At 46.0% G+C, this 14,687-nt stretch carries 16 protein-coding genes; 5 read left to right on the forward strand and 11 right to left on the reverse strand.

What is annotated here, in order from left to right; all coding sequences use genetic code 11:
- Window positions 1-49: 49 nt before the first annotated feature.
- Window positions 50-2,065 carry a Na+/H+ antiporter gene (locus ACN9MT_RS08730; protein ID WP_035407603.1) on the reverse strand — a complete coding sequence of 672 codons (2,016 nt, stop codon included), beginning with the start codon at window positions 2,063-2,065 and terminating at the stop codon, window positions 50-52.
- 56 nt (window positions 2,066-2,121) lie between these two features.
- Window positions 2,122-3,030: a helix-turn-helix transcriptional regulator gene (locus ACN9MT_RS08735; RefSeq protein ID WP_426272066.1), complete on the reverse strand. Its 909-nt coding sequence runs from the start codon at window positions 3,028-3,030 to the stop codon at window positions 2,122-2,124.
- Window positions 3,031-3,112: 82 nt separating this feature from the next.
- Here ACN9MT_RS08735 and ACN9MT_RS08740 point away from each other — a divergent pair, with 82 nt between their 5' ends.
- Window positions 3,113-3,637 carry a dihydrofolate reductase family protein gene (locus tag ACN9MT_RS08740; RefSeq protein WP_426272067.1) on the forward strand — a complete coding sequence of 175 codons (525 nt, stop codon included), beginning with the start codon at window positions 3,113-3,115 and terminating at the stop codon, window positions 3,635-3,637.
- A gap of 53 nt (window positions 3,638-3,690) precedes the next feature.
- Here ACN9MT_RS08740 and ACN9MT_RS08745 read toward each other — a convergent pair whose 3' ends face one another.
- Genes ACN9MT_RS08745 through ACN9MT_RS08755 form a run of 3 tightly spaced genes read right to left on the reverse strand, consistent with a single transcriptional unit; the run spans window position 3,691 to window position 5,659 of the window.
- Window positions 3,691-4,911, reverse strand: coding sequence for a cation:proton antiporter (locus ACN9MT_RS08745; protein WP_035407596.1), 1,221 nt, complete (start codon window positions 4,909-4,911; stop codon window positions 3,691-3,693).
- A gap of 3 nt (window positions 4,912-4,914) precedes the next feature.
- Window positions 4,915-5,415 carry a cation:proton antiporter regulatory subunit gene (locus ACN9MT_RS08750; protein ID WP_214728206.1) on the reverse strand — a complete coding sequence of 167 codons (501 nt, stop codon included), beginning with the start codon at window positions 5,413-5,415 and terminating at the stop codon, window positions 4,915-4,917.
- A gap of 25 nt (window positions 5,416-5,440) precedes the next feature.
- Window positions 5,441-5,659, reverse strand: coding sequence for an AbrB/MazE/SpoVT family DNA-binding domain-containing protein (locus tag ACN9MT_RS08755; RefSeq protein ID WP_023468485.1), 219 nt, complete (start codon window positions 5,657-5,659; stop codon window positions 5,441-5,443).
- Window positions 5,660-5,906: 247 nt separating this feature from the next.
- On the opposite strand from ACN9MT_RS08755, the gene ACN9MT_RS08760 reads away from it, so the two are divergent.
- Entirely contained in the window at window positions 5,907-6,101 is a 195-nt protein-coding gene (locus tag ACN9MT_RS08760) for a hypothetical protein (protein ID WP_426272068.1), read from the forward strand.
- Window positions 6,102-6,194: 93 nt separating this feature from the next.
- Here ACN9MT_RS08760 and ACN9MT_RS08765 read toward each other — a convergent pair whose 3' ends face one another.
- Both ACN9MT_RS08765 and ACN9MT_RS08770 read right to left on the reverse strand, forming a co-directional pair.
- Window positions 6,195-6,818 carry a zinc dependent phospholipase C family protein gene (locus ACN9MT_RS08765; protein ID WP_426272069.1) on the reverse strand — a complete coding sequence of 208 codons (624 nt, stop codon included), beginning with the start codon at window positions 6,816-6,818 and terminating at the stop codon, window positions 6,195-6,197.
- A 3-nt stretch (window positions 6,819-6,821) separates the two neighbouring features.
- The gene (locus ACN9MT_RS08770; protein ID WP_426272070.1) at window positions 6,822-7,391 is read right to left on the reverse strand and encodes a GNAT family N-acetyltransferase; all 570 of its coding nucleotides are present in this window, start codon (window positions 7,389-7,391) and stop codon (window positions 6,822-6,824) included.
- Window positions 7,392-7,521: 130 nt separating this feature from the next.
- Here ACN9MT_RS08770 and ACN9MT_RS08775 point away from each other — a divergent pair, with 130 nt between their 5' ends.
- On the forward strand, window positions 7,522-8,733 hold the full coding sequence (locus ACN9MT_RS08775) for an MFS transporter (RefSeq protein WP_426272071.1): 1,212 nt from the start codon (window positions 7,522-7,524) through the stop codon (window positions 8,731-8,733).
- Between the two features lie 31 nt (window positions 8,734-8,764).
- Here ACN9MT_RS08775 and ACN9MT_RS08780 read toward each other — a convergent pair whose 3' ends face one another.
- The 3 genes from ACN9MT_RS08780 to ACN9MT_RS08790 form a co-directional block, all read right to left on the reverse strand.
- On the reverse strand, window positions 8,765-9,307 hold the full coding sequence (locus ACN9MT_RS08780; RefSeq protein ID WP_426272072.1) for a DUF402 domain-containing protein: 543 nt from the start codon (window positions 9,305-9,307) through the stop codon (window positions 8,765-8,767).
- Window positions 9,308-9,409: 102 nt separating this feature from the next.
- Window positions 9,410-10,867, reverse strand: coding sequence for a 6-phospho-beta-glucosidase BglA (gene bglA / locus ACN9MT_RS08785; RefSeq protein WP_290773975.1), 1,458 nt, complete (start codon window positions 10,865-10,867; stop codon window positions 9,410-9,412).
- A gap of 24 nt (window positions 10,868-10,891) precedes the next feature.
- The gene (locus ACN9MT_RS08790; RefSeq protein WP_426272073.1) at window positions 10,892-12,784 is read right to left on the reverse strand and encodes a beta-glucoside-specific PTS transporter subunit IIABC; all 1,893 of its coding nucleotides are present in this window, start codon (window positions 12,782-12,784) and stop codon (window positions 10,892-10,894) included.
- Between the two features lie 166 nt (window positions 12,785-12,950).
- Here ACN9MT_RS08790 and ACN9MT_RS08795 point away from each other — a divergent pair, with 166 nt between their 5' ends.
- Window positions 12,951-13,661: a GntR family transcriptional regulator gene (locus tag ACN9MT_RS08795; RefSeq protein ID WP_426272074.1), complete on the forward strand. Its 711-nt coding sequence runs from the start codon at window positions 12,951-12,953 to the stop codon at window positions 13,659-13,661.
- A gap of 18 nt (window positions 13,662-13,679) precedes the next feature.
- Window positions 13,680-14,135 (forward strand): hypothetical protein, encoded by a 456-nt coding sequence (locus tag ACN9MT_RS08800; RefSeq protein WP_426272075.1) that lies wholly within the window; start codon window positions 13,680-13,682, stop codon window positions 14,133-14,135.
- An 86-nt stretch (window positions 14,136-14,221) separates the two neighbouring features.
- Here ACN9MT_RS08800 and ACN9MT_RS08805 read toward each other — a convergent pair whose 3' ends face one another.
- Window positions 14,222-14,563: a hypothetical protein gene (locus ACN9MT_RS08805; protein WP_426272076.1), complete on the reverse strand. Its 342-nt coding sequence runs from the start codon at window positions 14,561-14,563 to the stop codon at window positions 14,222-14,224.
- Between the last annotated feature and the right edge of the window lie 124 nt (window positions 14,564-14,687).

A 14,687-nucleotide genomic window follows, 5' to 3' on the forward strand; every position in this document is an offset into this window, starting at 1 on the left:
AAGACAAGAAGAGCATTAAAAGTTTGCTCTTCTTGTCTTTTTTTATATATTATTCAACGTATTCGTAGAGAACGACACTCTCGATATAGTGAATGAAGCGGCGTAACTCCTTCTCTTCTTCGTTCGAGAGATCCCCTTCTTTTGACATATTGGCGATTTCAAGACGCTGGACTTCGATGGCTTTCAAGCAGAGCTCTTCCTTCTGCTGATCGACGTCCTTGCCACCGATTGGTGATGACCAACGCGTATGTTTGAAACGAAGTCGTTTATAGAACTCAAGCACACTTTGAACGACGTCTGGTGGATAAGACGTGCGGCAATTCTCGAGACGTTCGATGACTGTGCCCATGACCTTTTCATACAGATCATGCTCGACTTGCGTCATTTGAATTAACGCATCCGACGACATGTTCGATCGTTTCCGTTTCCACCACAATTTACGAATCGGCTGGACGATCTGGAAACGCGAATCCTTACCGATCGCCTTGCGACGATTTTCAATCGAGCGGAAAACATCCTTTTTCAGCAGATCCGGCACCTTGTTCTCAGCGACGAAACGTTTTGATTCTTCCTTTTCCCACTGGACGGCTTCAAGACGAAGTGCCTTCAACTGATCATTGAATTGATCGAGCTCTTCTTGACTTTTTTCCTGCGCGCGCAACAACCGGAGCATCACATGATACTCATTGAGTAAATCAAACGCAACGACCGCATTGTCTTCGTCCGTCACTTGTTTGATCTCTGAGATCGCCCGGCGAATCATCCGTTGTTTTTGGGCATTCAGGTCGAGTGCGATCGGCGTTGCCGCCTCACCACGGTTCAATACCGGTAAGAGAATCGTCGCGAGAACGAGCGTATAGATGATGACACCCGCTGCAAGGAAGATAATCAATGAGCGTTCCGGGAAGGCTTCGCCGGACTCCGTCAAGAACGGTAATGACAAGACCCCGACCATCGTGATCGTTCCGCGAACCCCGACCAGTGTCGTAATTAAATCTTGTTTGAAGGACGGTCGACGATGATCGCGGTCCTCTTTTTTAAAGAACCGATGATCGAACCAATTGAAGAACATCGTCCAGACGAGACGGATCGCGAGAATGAATGAACCGATTTCGATGACATATAGCATGAGACGCCAGTTGTTGATCGCGTCATCCGCAAAAATCTCGCGTGTCGCTTCTGGCAACGTCAAACCGAGCAATAAGAAGATAATCCCGTTTAACGTATACGCAATCATCGTCCAGATGTTATCCGTCAACGTCTGCTCTTGCGCAAAGAACGTTTCTGTTCGTTCTTTGATCAAGGCATGCAAGATACCACCTGTGACGACGGCGATGACGCCTGATGCATGAAATCCTTCTTCAGCAACGAAGAAGATGATAAATGGTGTCAGGATTTGCAGTAAAGCGTAGAAGACGACATCTTCAATACCCGCTCGACGCAAGCGTACCTTGAGAAAGTTCATCGTGAGCGAAATCAACAATCCGATCAAGGCTCCAACGAAGAACATGTAAAAGAACTCTGTTGTCGCACTTTGAATCGAGAAGTAACCCGTGACAACAGCGGCAACAGCATAACTGAACGCGACTAATCCCGATGCATCATTGATCAGCGATTCTCCGCGAACGAGTGTCAAGATTTGTTCTGGAATCTGGACACGTTTTGCAATTCCGTTGACGGCAATTGGATCCGTTGGCGATAAGATTGCGGCTAAGGCAAACGCAGCAGCGACTGGAATGACCGGAATCAACCAATTGATGAAGTATCCTCCGACGATCGTCGTCAATAAGACGAGGATGATTGCATTACCGAAGATCGCTGTGCGCATCCGCCACAAATCTTCGCGCGGAAAGTGAGAGCTATCGTTGTAAAGTAATGGCGCAATAAATAACAGGAGGAACCATTCGGATTCGACCTCAATCGTCAAGCCACTCATCAGGAGAGCGGCGACGGTTCCGGCAATGATTTGGATCAAAGCCGTTGGGATGAAACGGATGTAATGTCCGACGACTTGCGTCAGTAAGATGAGCGCAAGCATCAATAAAATCAGTGATAGTGTTTCCATGGAAGACCCCTTCCTCTATTGTTTCTTTCTAGCTATATCGTAACATAGTTTTTTGATCAATTCTGTCCGAACGGCTTATCGGACTGTTGCACAGCGATCATTTTTTCTGCTTGACGAACCAATTGTTCCTTCAGCTCTAGTGGTTCAAGGACTCGAACTTCCGGACCGAGCCGCATCAATTGGCGTCCTAAAAAATCGAGCTCACTAACCGGAATTTGCCATGTTCGGTCACGACGAAGAGGTAAAATGCCTTCGAGCATTCGTTCACCTAAAGAAGTTAATTCTAGTTTCACCGTCGTCATCGGTACATGTGTCATGTTCTTTTCTAAATCAGAAAAGGTCAAATCAGTTGCTGGCAACTCATGAAGCGATACACCTAGAACTCGGTCGACACGGAACTGCCGAAATCCACGGTCAGTCCGTCCATAAAAATACCAACGATTCTGTTCGAACGATAAGCCGATCGGATCCACTACGATCGACTTTTGACCTTTTGTCGTCTCATAGAGAATATTCCCCATACGTTTGCTCTCTAACAAGTCAAGTAACGCAGGATTTCGCGGCGACGGTGGTGTATCGACCGCTTGAAAGCGAAAGCGGTCTTTCCATTTTACAATCTGTTGCTCCGTCATCTTCGGTAACTCGTTCGTATAGCGTTCAGCGACTTCCTGGCGGATCGTCCCGAACGGAAAATCTGGAATCTGACCGACCCATTCGAGTAGCATGAACAAGACAATCGTCTCTTCATTTGTCAAAACGAGTGGCGGCATGTTCCGGTGCGGCAGCATCCGGTAGCCCCCGGCTACGCCCGGTTCACTGTAAATCGGATAACCATTTGCTTCAAGTACCGTCATGTCTCGTTGAATCGTCCGGATCGATACCTTACATTCTTCCGCCAGCATACGTGCAGAAAAGTGTTCCCCCCGGTTTAATAAACGGACCAAACGCCATTGTCTCGTATTCATACAGTTCCTCCTCAAATGACGACATCTTTTGTCGTCATTATACGCTAAGATGAAGTCAGATAAATCTAAAGGAGGAATTTTAATGTCTCACTCTACGACCGTACTGTATATCGCTTGTAGTCTTGATGGAAAAATTGCCAGACACGATGGTTCCCTCGACTGGTTATTTGCTGTTGCTGGAGACGGTGATAATGGTTACCAAGCTTTTTATGAACAGATTGGTGCCGTCATCATGGGTCGAAAAACGTATGAGGAAGTCCTTCAACTCAGCGAGACGTATCCATACGCGGATATTCCAAGTTATATTTACAGCCGGACGCAACGAACGTCAGAGACGGTCACCTATACGGATGAACCGCTCGATCAATTACTTGAGCGGATCACACCGACAATTGATGGCAAGGTCTGGCTTGTTGGTGGCGGCGAATTGATTCAAGAAGCGCTACGGTTACAGTGCGTCAGTTCAATCGAACTCGCGATGGCCCCTGTCATTCTCGGAACGGGTATCCCGTTATTCCCAGAAGGAACCGTTGAGACGAATCTTCACTTGAAGGACAGTCGTCAATCGGGACAATTCCTGATGGCGACATATGATGTCTTGACTTAAACAAAACAACAGCCAGTTCGAGAAATCCGAACTGGCTGTTCGTTTACATCGTATTACGCATTTTTCTTTGTCTTTTTCTCTTTCGGTTCCGTCCATTTGAAGATTTTATTCATGACGTTGTAAATGCGTTTCGATTCCTTTGTCATCAGTGGTCCGAGAATCGCGAGAATCAAGACATACAGAGCCGAAAATGGTGACAAGATATCCATCAATCCACCGGCGATACCGAGATTCGCGACGATGATCGAGAACTCCCCGCGCGAGACGATCGTCAAGCCGATGTTCGATGAAGCTTTATGCGAAAGTCCTGCTTTACGTCCTGCAATCATTCCCGCGACATAGTTTCCGACAATCGTGATGACGACAGCACCAAGTGCGAGCCAGACAGCATCTAAGAGCATCGTCGGATCGATACTCAATCCGAAACTAAAGAAGAAGATGGCGCCGAAGAAGTCACGGAACGGTACGACAAGATGTTCAATCCGCTCTCCTTGATCCGTTTCCGAGAAAACGAGACCGAGTAACAAGGCACCAATTGCTTCTGCGACATGAATCGTTTCTGAAAAACCAGCAACGAAGAACAGGGCAGCAAAGACAACGATGATGAAGACTTCATCCGATGCGATTTTTAGCATTTTGTTCAAGAGTGGTGTCGCTTTTCGAGCAATGATGAAGAACAACAACATATAACCAAGAGCAATCAAAATCGATGTGACAGAAGACATTAAGGTTGTTCCGTCACCAAGCAAGAGTCCAGATAAAACAGACAAGTAAACTGCTAGGAAGATATCCTCGAACATAATGATCCCAAGGATCAATTCTGTTTCTGTATTACCAGTCCGACGTAAGTCGACTAAGACTTTTGCGACGATCGCACTCGAGGAAATCGTGATGATTCCAGCGATGATCAACACTTCGTAAAGTGGGAAACCCGCGATGAATCCATAGAGTAGACCACCCGTAAAGTTAATGGATAAATAAATCGTTCCACTCGTAACGATTGATTTCCCAGACCGGATCAATTTACCAATCGAGAACTCGAGACCGAGATAGAATAAAAGGAACAGGACGCCGATTCGTCCGAGAAAACTGATGAACTCAGCACTTTCGATGAACTTGAAGTCTAGTATCCCGATTGTCGGAGCGTGCGGTCCAACAATCATTCCTAAAACAATTAAAAACGGAATGATCGAGAAGTTAAGTTTATTCGCGAGCAATGCCGCGATCGCCACTAAGATAAGCGCGGTACCGACTTCAAATATGAGATGATCCATATATTATCCGCCTCCTTCGATTGAGAATAATGCTTTCGTGATGTGACGGACGTTTTGACGCTCACCTGATAAGACGATGGTATCTCCCACTTCAAGACGCGTTTCTGGTCCAGGATTCAGCGATTTTGAACGGTCATGCTTGAGCACGGCAATAATCGAGATATCGTACTGGTTGCGGACATCGAGTTCTCCGATCGTTCGATTGTTGACTTTTGAATCCTGACCGACTTTAAACCATTCGATCACAAGATCATCAAATGCTAATTCGATTTTTTCGAGATCTTTCGGCTTATAAGACAGTCCTCCGAGAATTCCTGCCATTTGACGAGCTTCTGCGTCATTAAACGTCACACTCGAGATGCTCTCATCAAAATCATCGTCATCATAATGATGGACCTCTCGACGTCCGTCGTCGTGAACGATGACGACCACCTTATCTCCTCGTGTCGTGATGCCTTCGAACTTCCGCCCGATTCCTGGTAAATCTACTTCTCGCATATCCATGTTATATTTCCTCCTCTTTTAAATTTTATAAATGATGATTCGCTTTGTGGATGAGCGTCTTGAACGTCTCATCGCTCAATATATCTTGAAGGTCATGCAGCTGTTTCAAATCCGCTTTCGCCATGATGACAAACCCGTCCTCCTCAATGAATGCCACGCGATCTCCTTCCTCCACTTGCAAGGCCTGCCGAATTTTTTTAGGAATGGTGATCTGTCCTTTTGACGTTAACTTTGATAGCTCCATCACGAACTTCCTTCTTTCTATGTTTTTCTTATATTCCTTACTTCCTTACTTTTCTTATTTCCAGTTTAACATGTTTCTAAACTTATTCCGAGTATTTTGCTTTGAATTAAAATTTAAAAATCGATTTTCTTTTTGTTCAACCGTATTCATACGATTATTCTCAAGACATCTTACAATAAATATAGAAGAACGCATCCTAATCTAAATGGATGCGTTCTTCGTCTTATTGTTATTCGGAGGTGATTTTATGTCGCAATTATTTTTAATTGCGTTTGTAATCTATATTTTATCGTTGAACGTGGCAGCAATCTATCTTATCTATAAACGAATCGTACCAGCTGTAGTCGCTGGCTTAACAATTCTCTTCCTAATTCGAACCGTCAGTTGGACCGTCATGGTACTTTTTGTATTCGCTTTATTCGTCACACCACTCATGGATTAGTTTGAAGGTTTAGAAAGTCTGATTAACCTGATGTGGATTGGTCTGCTGAACGGATGCTGCTACATCTTATTCGGAACCGTTAGATGGATCAATTCAATGATTCGGAGATGATTCTTTGGCTGTCTCGATCTTTAGCCCTTTTTCACCTAAGTGATGGATGGACCGTTCAATCGCTGTTTCGATGTATCCGTCCAATTGATGCGGCAACAAGATATCATATTCTTGTGGCAGAACGGTTCGTCGGTCCTCTTCTACCTCGCCAACAAATTGTGGAAGTGCTTTCCACCTCGACTGTACACTCACTTCATGAAGCGCTCCGTTGATCGCTTGTTCATTCCATTTCACGAACGGAGCGATGCGTGTATTGTACCGCCTAAAGTCATCATGATATCTTGAACCGATCGAGGCGTCGGCTATGATCGCTTGTCGTAACCACCCCATATAAAAACCGCGTAACCAAATATCGTCCGCTATCAGATGGACGTAGTAGCCACTTCGAAAAGATGGATTCCAAGACGTCGAGTCTCCCCAAAATGCTTCGTAGTCAATTGTTCGTGTCCCGCTCGCTAATTCACCCGTATAATAGTGGGCTTGCTCCTTCTCGTCATAGCGTGCATCAGGAGCGATCGTACCGAGAAGAAATCGAGCGGGGTCAAGTTCCGGTAATGACGTAATCAATCGTTGTCCGATGTAGGCATGCATCAGTCGTGAACCCATCGCTTACCTTCCTTCAAAATCACTACGCGTGATCGCATAAATCTTTAAATCCCAGAAACGCTCTTTAACAAATAAAGCACTCCGCGAGATTCCTTCGAACGTCATACCGATCTTTTCCATGACACGAGCAGATCCATCATTTGCAACAAAACAACGAGCTTGAATGCGCTCGAGTCCGAGTGTCTCAAAACCGTACTGTACAAGACGCGCTGCTGCTTCCGGCATCAAACCTTTCCCCCAGTACTCGCGCGACAGCGCATAACCGAGTTCTGCTTGCTGTTGCTCAAACGAGACTTTGATGAAATCAATCGTTCCGATGACCCGTCCGCTCGTTTTGTCTTCGATTGCCCATGGTGCAGGATTCCCTAGTTCGTATTGGCGAAGGATGTGTTCGACGAATTGTTCAGAATCCGTAAGGCTTTTATGCGCATGCCAGCTGACATATCTTGCTGTCTCTTCATCTTTCGTATAGGCATAGATATCTGCTGCATCTTCTGTGCGAACTGGTCGCAAACGGAGTCGTTCCGTTTCAAGTACAGGCAAAGCTTGATATAAATCGATGGTCGTTAACATGATCGAACCCTTCTTCCTTTGATTTTTTCCAAGTATACCCACTCTTTCTTAAAAAGTATAGAGATATATGAAAACGTTATCTGAATTTTCTGGTATACTATTGGAAAATGATGTAAGAAAGGATGCTGTCATGTCTTCTCGGGAACGAATACTCTTAAGTGCGCTCGGTATTTCACAGTTTGGTGACTTCATTTATCTCGTTGCGATCAATGTCTATATCTACCGTTTGACCGGTTCAGCGTCTGCCGTTGCTGCGCTGTGGATCATCAGCCCGGTCGTCTCTCTCGTCATCAAGTCGTTCGCAGGAAGTTGGGTCGACCGATCCGACTTACGTCGACTGTTGATTCAGACTGATGTGTTGCGTGCTTTCTTAATCGGTATCATGCCATTTTTACCACTATCGTTGCTTTACATCGACTTGATCGCCATAGCCATTATCAAAGCAGTCGTTGAACCGGCAACGTTGACCTACATCACGACGCTTGTTCCACAAAACGATCGGACGTCGTTTAATGCCTATCGTAGTCTGATCACGTCAGGTGCCTTTTTGATTGGTCCTGCTCTCGCTGGAGGATTGCTCTATGTTGCTTCTGCCGACATTGCGATTTGGCTCAACGCTGTCTCGTTTTTCGGATCAGCTGTTCTGCTGATGCGCTTGCCGCGTTTTACCGCTTCGGTCGAACGAGGGATGCGGCTGCAAGACATCTTGTCCGATTGGCGGCTTGTCTATCAGTTCAGTAAAGACGCGTATTATGTGACTGGATTGTATGTCCTCGCGATGCTGATGATGATCGCGACGCTTGCACTCGATACGCAAGAAGTCGTCTTTTTACAGCGAAGCATCGGCTTATCGGAAACCGATTATGGTTTACTGATGAGTCTGACTGGGATCGGTTCCGTCGCCGGCAGCTGGGTCGTCGCCCGCTACGCTAAAACCCTTTCCGTTCGGACGATGCTGACGATTGGCTATACGTTTGTCGCTATCGGTTATATGCTGTACGCAAGTGCAAATTCGTTTTCAATCGTCTGTATCGGTTTCTTGTTACTCGGTTGTTTCCACGCATTTGCGGGGACCGGTTTCCTAACGTTCCAACAGACGAATATTCCACTACACTTAATGGGACGCTTTACGAGTCTTTACGGAGTCGGTGTCAGTCTGCTACAGATTCTAGCGATCGTCAGCATTGGTCTACTCGGCGATATTTGGTCGATTCGCTTCAGTACGATCCTGTTCGCTGGTTTGCTCATGTTGGTGACAATCTGTTTTCTTGGAATGGTTTTCCTCCCGCACAAGCAACAGTATTTTACAACGGACGAAGTGAAAGAAGAACAACATGCCTAAAAAACAGGGAATCCCGTCAGCGCGGGGTTCCCTACTTGAGTTGCTGCTCTAACTGCCTTTTCATCACTTCTGCATGAGCGACTAGCGGAAAAGACCCGTCTTGTAGTTGGTTCTGGAGTTGATTTGCTTCTGCCCAAGCGAGCGCATAGTCTGATTGTGAGACCGTCCCTTGCTCCCGTGCTACTTCCAGTTCGTCCGCATCGACTAACAAGACTTCTCCCGATGGCAAAGCAATCAGATCAAGAAATAGATCGTCCCAGTAGACACGTCCGTTTTCCATTCCAGTACGAAGGCAGATATCAATATAGGTTTGCACCAACCGACCTGAAGCATCAAACATCGAGGTCACAGCATAATGAGCATCACTTGGAAATTGTTGTACCCAGACGTAACCAGCGTCAGCGATTCGAATCGTTTCGTCGCCATACTTGACGTCTAATGGTGAAGCGACTTCAATCAGTTGAAGAAGCGTCACTTGCCCTTGAAACACTTCATTCTCGACCTGCTCTTGAACATAGTGTCGCTGTTTGATACGATTCCAGTCACGCCGATCAGCATATCGTTTTTTGATCATCTATTTATCCTCCGTTTTTCTTTAGTGTGCCATACCCCGTCTCTTTTTCATTCCAATCCTTAAAAAAAGAGGCAACGGATTTTTCCGTTACCCCTTGCTTCATCATTTTGCTGTCTCTGAACTGTGTAACGCAGTACCATTCGTCTCAATGACGTGACGATACCAGTCAAACGAATCCTTCTTCATCCGTTCCATCGATCCGTTGCCTTCGTTATCTCGGTCGACGTAAATCATACCGTAGCGTTTTTTCATTTCCCCCGTCGTAAAGGAGACGATGTCGATGACGCCCCACGGCGTATACCCAATCAACTCAACACCATCTTCGAGGACGGCTGCTTTGAACGCTTCGATATGCGCACGCAAGTAATCGATTCGCGCCGTGTCATGAATTTGACCATCCTCGATTGTATCAATCGCACCAAAGCCGTTCTCGACGATGAACAACGGAATCTGGTAACGGTCATAGAGACGATTCATCGCGTAACGAAGACCAACCGGATCAATCGCCCAGCCCCAATCACTCGACTGGATGTACGGATTCTCAACACCTTGTGCGAGACCACCGTTAACGATGTTACCTGTATTATTGACGACGGCATCATGTTTGACAGTCGTCGACATGTAGTAACTGAATCCGAGATAGTCGACCGTTCCGTTACGAAGAATCTCCGCATCACCGTCTAAGATTGGAATGTCATATCCTTCTCGTTTGAACTCATTCAATGCGTAAGACGGATAATAACCACGGACTTGAACATCCGGGAAGAAGTAACGCTGACGCATCGATGTCTCAGCAAGTAGAATATCTTCCGGGTGCGATGAGTACGGATAGATTGGTACGTGCGAAACCATTGCTCCGATCTCGAAGTCTGGGTTGATCGCTTTCCCTTTTGCGACAGCAAGCGCACTCGCTAGCAATTCATGATGTCCCGTTTGATACATGACTTCCATCGCGTTCTCTTCCGGATCGAGGAGGACACCTGAATTCGTCCAGAGGAACAGTGGATTGCTGACATCCATCTTGTTATTGATCTCATTGAACGTCATCCAGTACTTGACCTTGTCTTTGTAACGCGTGAAACAGACTTCCGCAAATTTTTCGAAGAACAGCGCTACTTTCCGATTACGGAAACCGCCATATTCACGCGCAAGGTGGAGTGGCATCTCAAAGTGCGACAGCGTGATGATTGGTTCGATGCCGTATTTCAGTAATTCATCGAAGACGTCATCATAAAACTTCAGTCCTTCTTCGTTCGGTTCAGCTTCGTCTCCGTTCGGGAAAATCCGGCTCCAACCGATCGATGTCCGAAGACATTTCAGTCCCATCTCAGCGAACAGCGCGATATCCTCTTTATAACGGTGATAAAAATCAATCGCCTCGTGATTCGGATAGAATTCATTCTCCTCTACCTGATCCGTGATACGTCGTGCGACGCCGTGTGCTCCTGCCGTCAATACATCAACGACGCTCGGCCCTTTGCCACCAGCGTTCCAGCCACCCTCAAATTGATGCGCTGCTAGCGCACCGCCCCATAGAAAATCGTTTGGTAATGTCTTCATCTTCATGTCCTCCTTCTATTTCTCTTACTTGATGATTGTTAAAATCCGTGTGTTTGCCGTCGTGACGGTCTCGTCCGTCGGTAAGATTTGCGCATAACTTTGGGTGTTCGTGATGATGATCGGCGTAATCGTCTCGAGTCCATGCGCTTCAATTGCTGTCGCATCAAACGTCAACAAGCGGTCACCGGTCGTCACAGCTTCACCTTCTTTGACGTGTAACGTGAACGGTTTACCGTCGAGCTTCACCGTCTCGAGACCGACATGGATCAAAACTTCGACGCCACTCGTTGACCGTAGCCCGATTGCGTGACCGGACGGGGCTACCATGACGACGGTCCCGTCAAACGGGGCCGTGACCCGGTTGTTCGTCGGACGAATCGCTACTCCCTGACCCATTGCCCCCGAAGCAAAGACGGGATCCGGCACATCCGATAAGGCAACAATTGTTCCTTCAAGTGGTGCACGTAGCGTCTCTTCGTTCGTTAGTGTTGCACTGACTTCTTGTTCAGCAACAGGGGTCGCTGTCGTTTCCGTTGCGACGACAGGTGATGCTTGTTCACCGAAACCGAATACTTGAATCAAGACAATCGGCAGGATCAAGGCAATCGCTGTTCCAATCAATAAACCGATGATGGACGACGGGTAGTCGGAATCGATTCCGTTGACGAGCGTCAATGGTCCCGGTAATCCGGCGTAAGCAAAGTAATACGGTTTAAAGAAACTCGCCGTGACGGCGCCGATCGCACCAGAGATACAACCGTAGATGAACGGTTTCTTAAAACGAAGCGTCACACCATAGATGGCTGGTTCTGTAATGCCGAAGATACCTGTTAGTCCTGCTGAGACACCGACTTTTTTTGTTTCTTTGTTTCGTGCTTTTAAGATGACGCCGATGACAGCACCGATTTGGGCGATGACGGCAATCGTTTGATACGCCTGGAATGAATCACGACCATATTGTTCGAAGTTCGCAAGCACCATCGGCGTGACACCCCAGTGGACACCGAAGATGACGATGACTTGCCAGAAGCCACCAATGATCAGACCAGCGACCGCAGGAGCATTCTCTGCTAAGTAGTTATACCCATTTGCAATCCCTTCTGCACCAAGTGTCGTAATCGGTCCGATCAAGAGAATCGTAAATGGAACCATCAACACCATACTAAAGAATGGCACGAACAATGGACGAACGACTTCGTGGATCGTCTTGTTCAGGAATCGTTCGACGTAGGACAAAATCCAGACGAGGAATAATGGAGGTAAGACCGATGATGTATAAGTTGTTCCGGATAAAGCAATTCCTAGAAACGTGATGGATTCACCTGCAGTAATGCGCGCCGCGATGTCTGCCCACGTTGGACTGACCAGTGCTGCACTACACGCAACGGCAATGAATGCATTGACCTTAAAATGGTTCGCTGCCGTGATGGCAATGAAAATTGGCAAGAACGTAAAAGGCGCCCACGAAATAAAGCTGAAGACTTCATAAGTGCCCGTCTTCGCAAATGCTGGAAAAGCAAGTGTCGCCAAAATCAATGTTCCCTGCAGAATTCCTGCTGCAGCTAAAATATAAACGAACGGTGCAAAAACGGCTGACATCGTCGCTATGATTCGGTTAAGGACCGTCCCTTTCGGTGCCTCTTCCGTGTCCGATTGCTCTAGATCGACGAGTTTCACAAATTCTTGATGGACTTCTCCAACGTGTTGACCAATGACGATTTGAAATTGCCCGCCAGACTCAACGACCGTAATGACGCCAGGTAATGCACTGACCGTTTCTTTGGCTACTGGATCTGAACGTTTTAAGACAAGACGAAGTCGTGTAGCGCATCGAACAGCACTGATGATATTCTCTTCTCCTCCGACCGCTTCTAAAATCGAGTGCGCCAGTTTTTGATAATCGCGAACCTTGCCCATATTGTGTACCTCCCCTGAATATGACGCGTTGAATACCCTTTCATTTTAATTGTACATGCACAATTAATCAATACATAAATAATTTAATTAACTATTCTATTTTGGAGACATCAATAATATGCTAAACTCACATTAGAAATCAGTTCGTGAGAAAAGAAGGTGTCCTATGCTGAAATACCAGCAAACTGCCGATGAAATCGAGCAATACATAGAAAAACATGAGTTAAAGCAAGGCGACAAACTACCCATCCTCGAAGAACTAATCCGGCAGTTCGCCGTCAGTAAAACGACGATGACAAAATCACTCGAATTGCTTGAACGAAAAGGCATCATCTTTCAAGTCCGTGGAAGCGGGATTTTTGTCCGTAAGACGAATCGGACCGGCTATATTCGACTGTTCTCGACTCAAGGATTCAAGCAGAATCTCATCGGTCATACGATTGAGTCAACTGTTCTCGTACTCGAACCAATCGATGCAACGGATAATATCGCGAAGAATCTTGGGATCGAATCGGGTGAGACAGTCTATTACGTTAAGCGAATCCGTTTCATTGACGGCAAAATCCTCTGTCTCGAAGAGTCTTATTATCGTCAATCGATCGTACCGTACTTAAATCGCGAAATCGTCGAACAATCAATCTTCGAATATTTAGAGACAGCACTGCAATTGAACATTGGATTCTCGGATATGTACATGCACGTCGGGAAATTAAGCGCAGAGACGGCTCGTCATCTGGATCTCGCCGAGGGCGATCCTGGATTGACGATCGAGACAGTCTTTCACTTAACGAATGGTCGTCCGTTTGACTATTCCGTCATCACCTACCATTACGAACATTCACACTTCGTCGTCCAGGCGAACGGACTATATTTATGAGGAACGGAGCAAACTTGAATGAATCGTGAACTTATTCAATACTATGGAATGCTCATCCTCGGAATCATTACACTTTTTGGCGGCGTTTTTTTTACGATTAGTACATGGAAAGACTCAACAGAATCACTTAAAAACAAACTTCAATTCATCTTGATCACGTTATTTGGAGTTGGACTACTCTACTGGACGGTTCCTAGCCTTACGCAGATCGTTTTCAAGAACCATGCTGTCATCAAAGGTGACTGTTATGTAGAGGAAAACTCGGGCAAGACTCACTCCATTTCTATTATTTTCGACTCAACAGAGGATTATGAGGATTTCACCTTCCTAGAAAATCCGGAATTAGGAGCGTACGGAGAAGACGTGCCCTATTATTGTCGCGTCATTTCAACGAAGAATCATCAGTTCCCGATTTCCTATAAAATTTACGATTCTAAGACCCATAAACAACTCTCCTCTTCTAAAGACGATTAAAACAAAAAGGATTGCATGAGCCAGTGCCATGCAATCCTTTTGAAGTTCTTACAGCAATGATCCAATCATGGCCTCATTTTGTGATTTTATAATCGAATCTCTTCTTTACTAGAATTTTCGAGATACAGTTCCCCATCAAACGTCGTCAAGGCAACCACTTTCCCTTCTTTTTCATACCACGCTGTTGCGCCTTCACGATCGAGTTCTTCCCAACCGGCTTGTCGAATCCGAGTTCCATACAGTAAACCCGGTCCATCGGTTTCCGAGACAAGTCGAGTTTTGATCCTCCACTCACCTTGTTTTTCAATTGCCGTAGCAAATCGCGGCACCGGAAAACCAGATGCTTGTGATTCTTGAAAACTGACATACCAACCACCGATTATTACAATGAGACCGATAACCAGGATTGCGATCCATTTCTTTTTCATATATACTCCTCCTTCACTTTTCCATCTGTTTTTTTAAATCACCAAAATATGGTCCTTTTGCCCTCCTTCTATAGGCGGATTACTGATTTTTTTAATTATGAAAACACATGAAAATTGTTTCGAT

Origin of the sequence: Exiguobacterium sp. R-17, from assembly GCF_049913315.1 — a bacterium.
Taxonomy (GTDB): Bacteria; Bacillota; Bacilli; order Exiguobacteriales; family Exiguobacteriaceae; genus Exiguobacterium_A.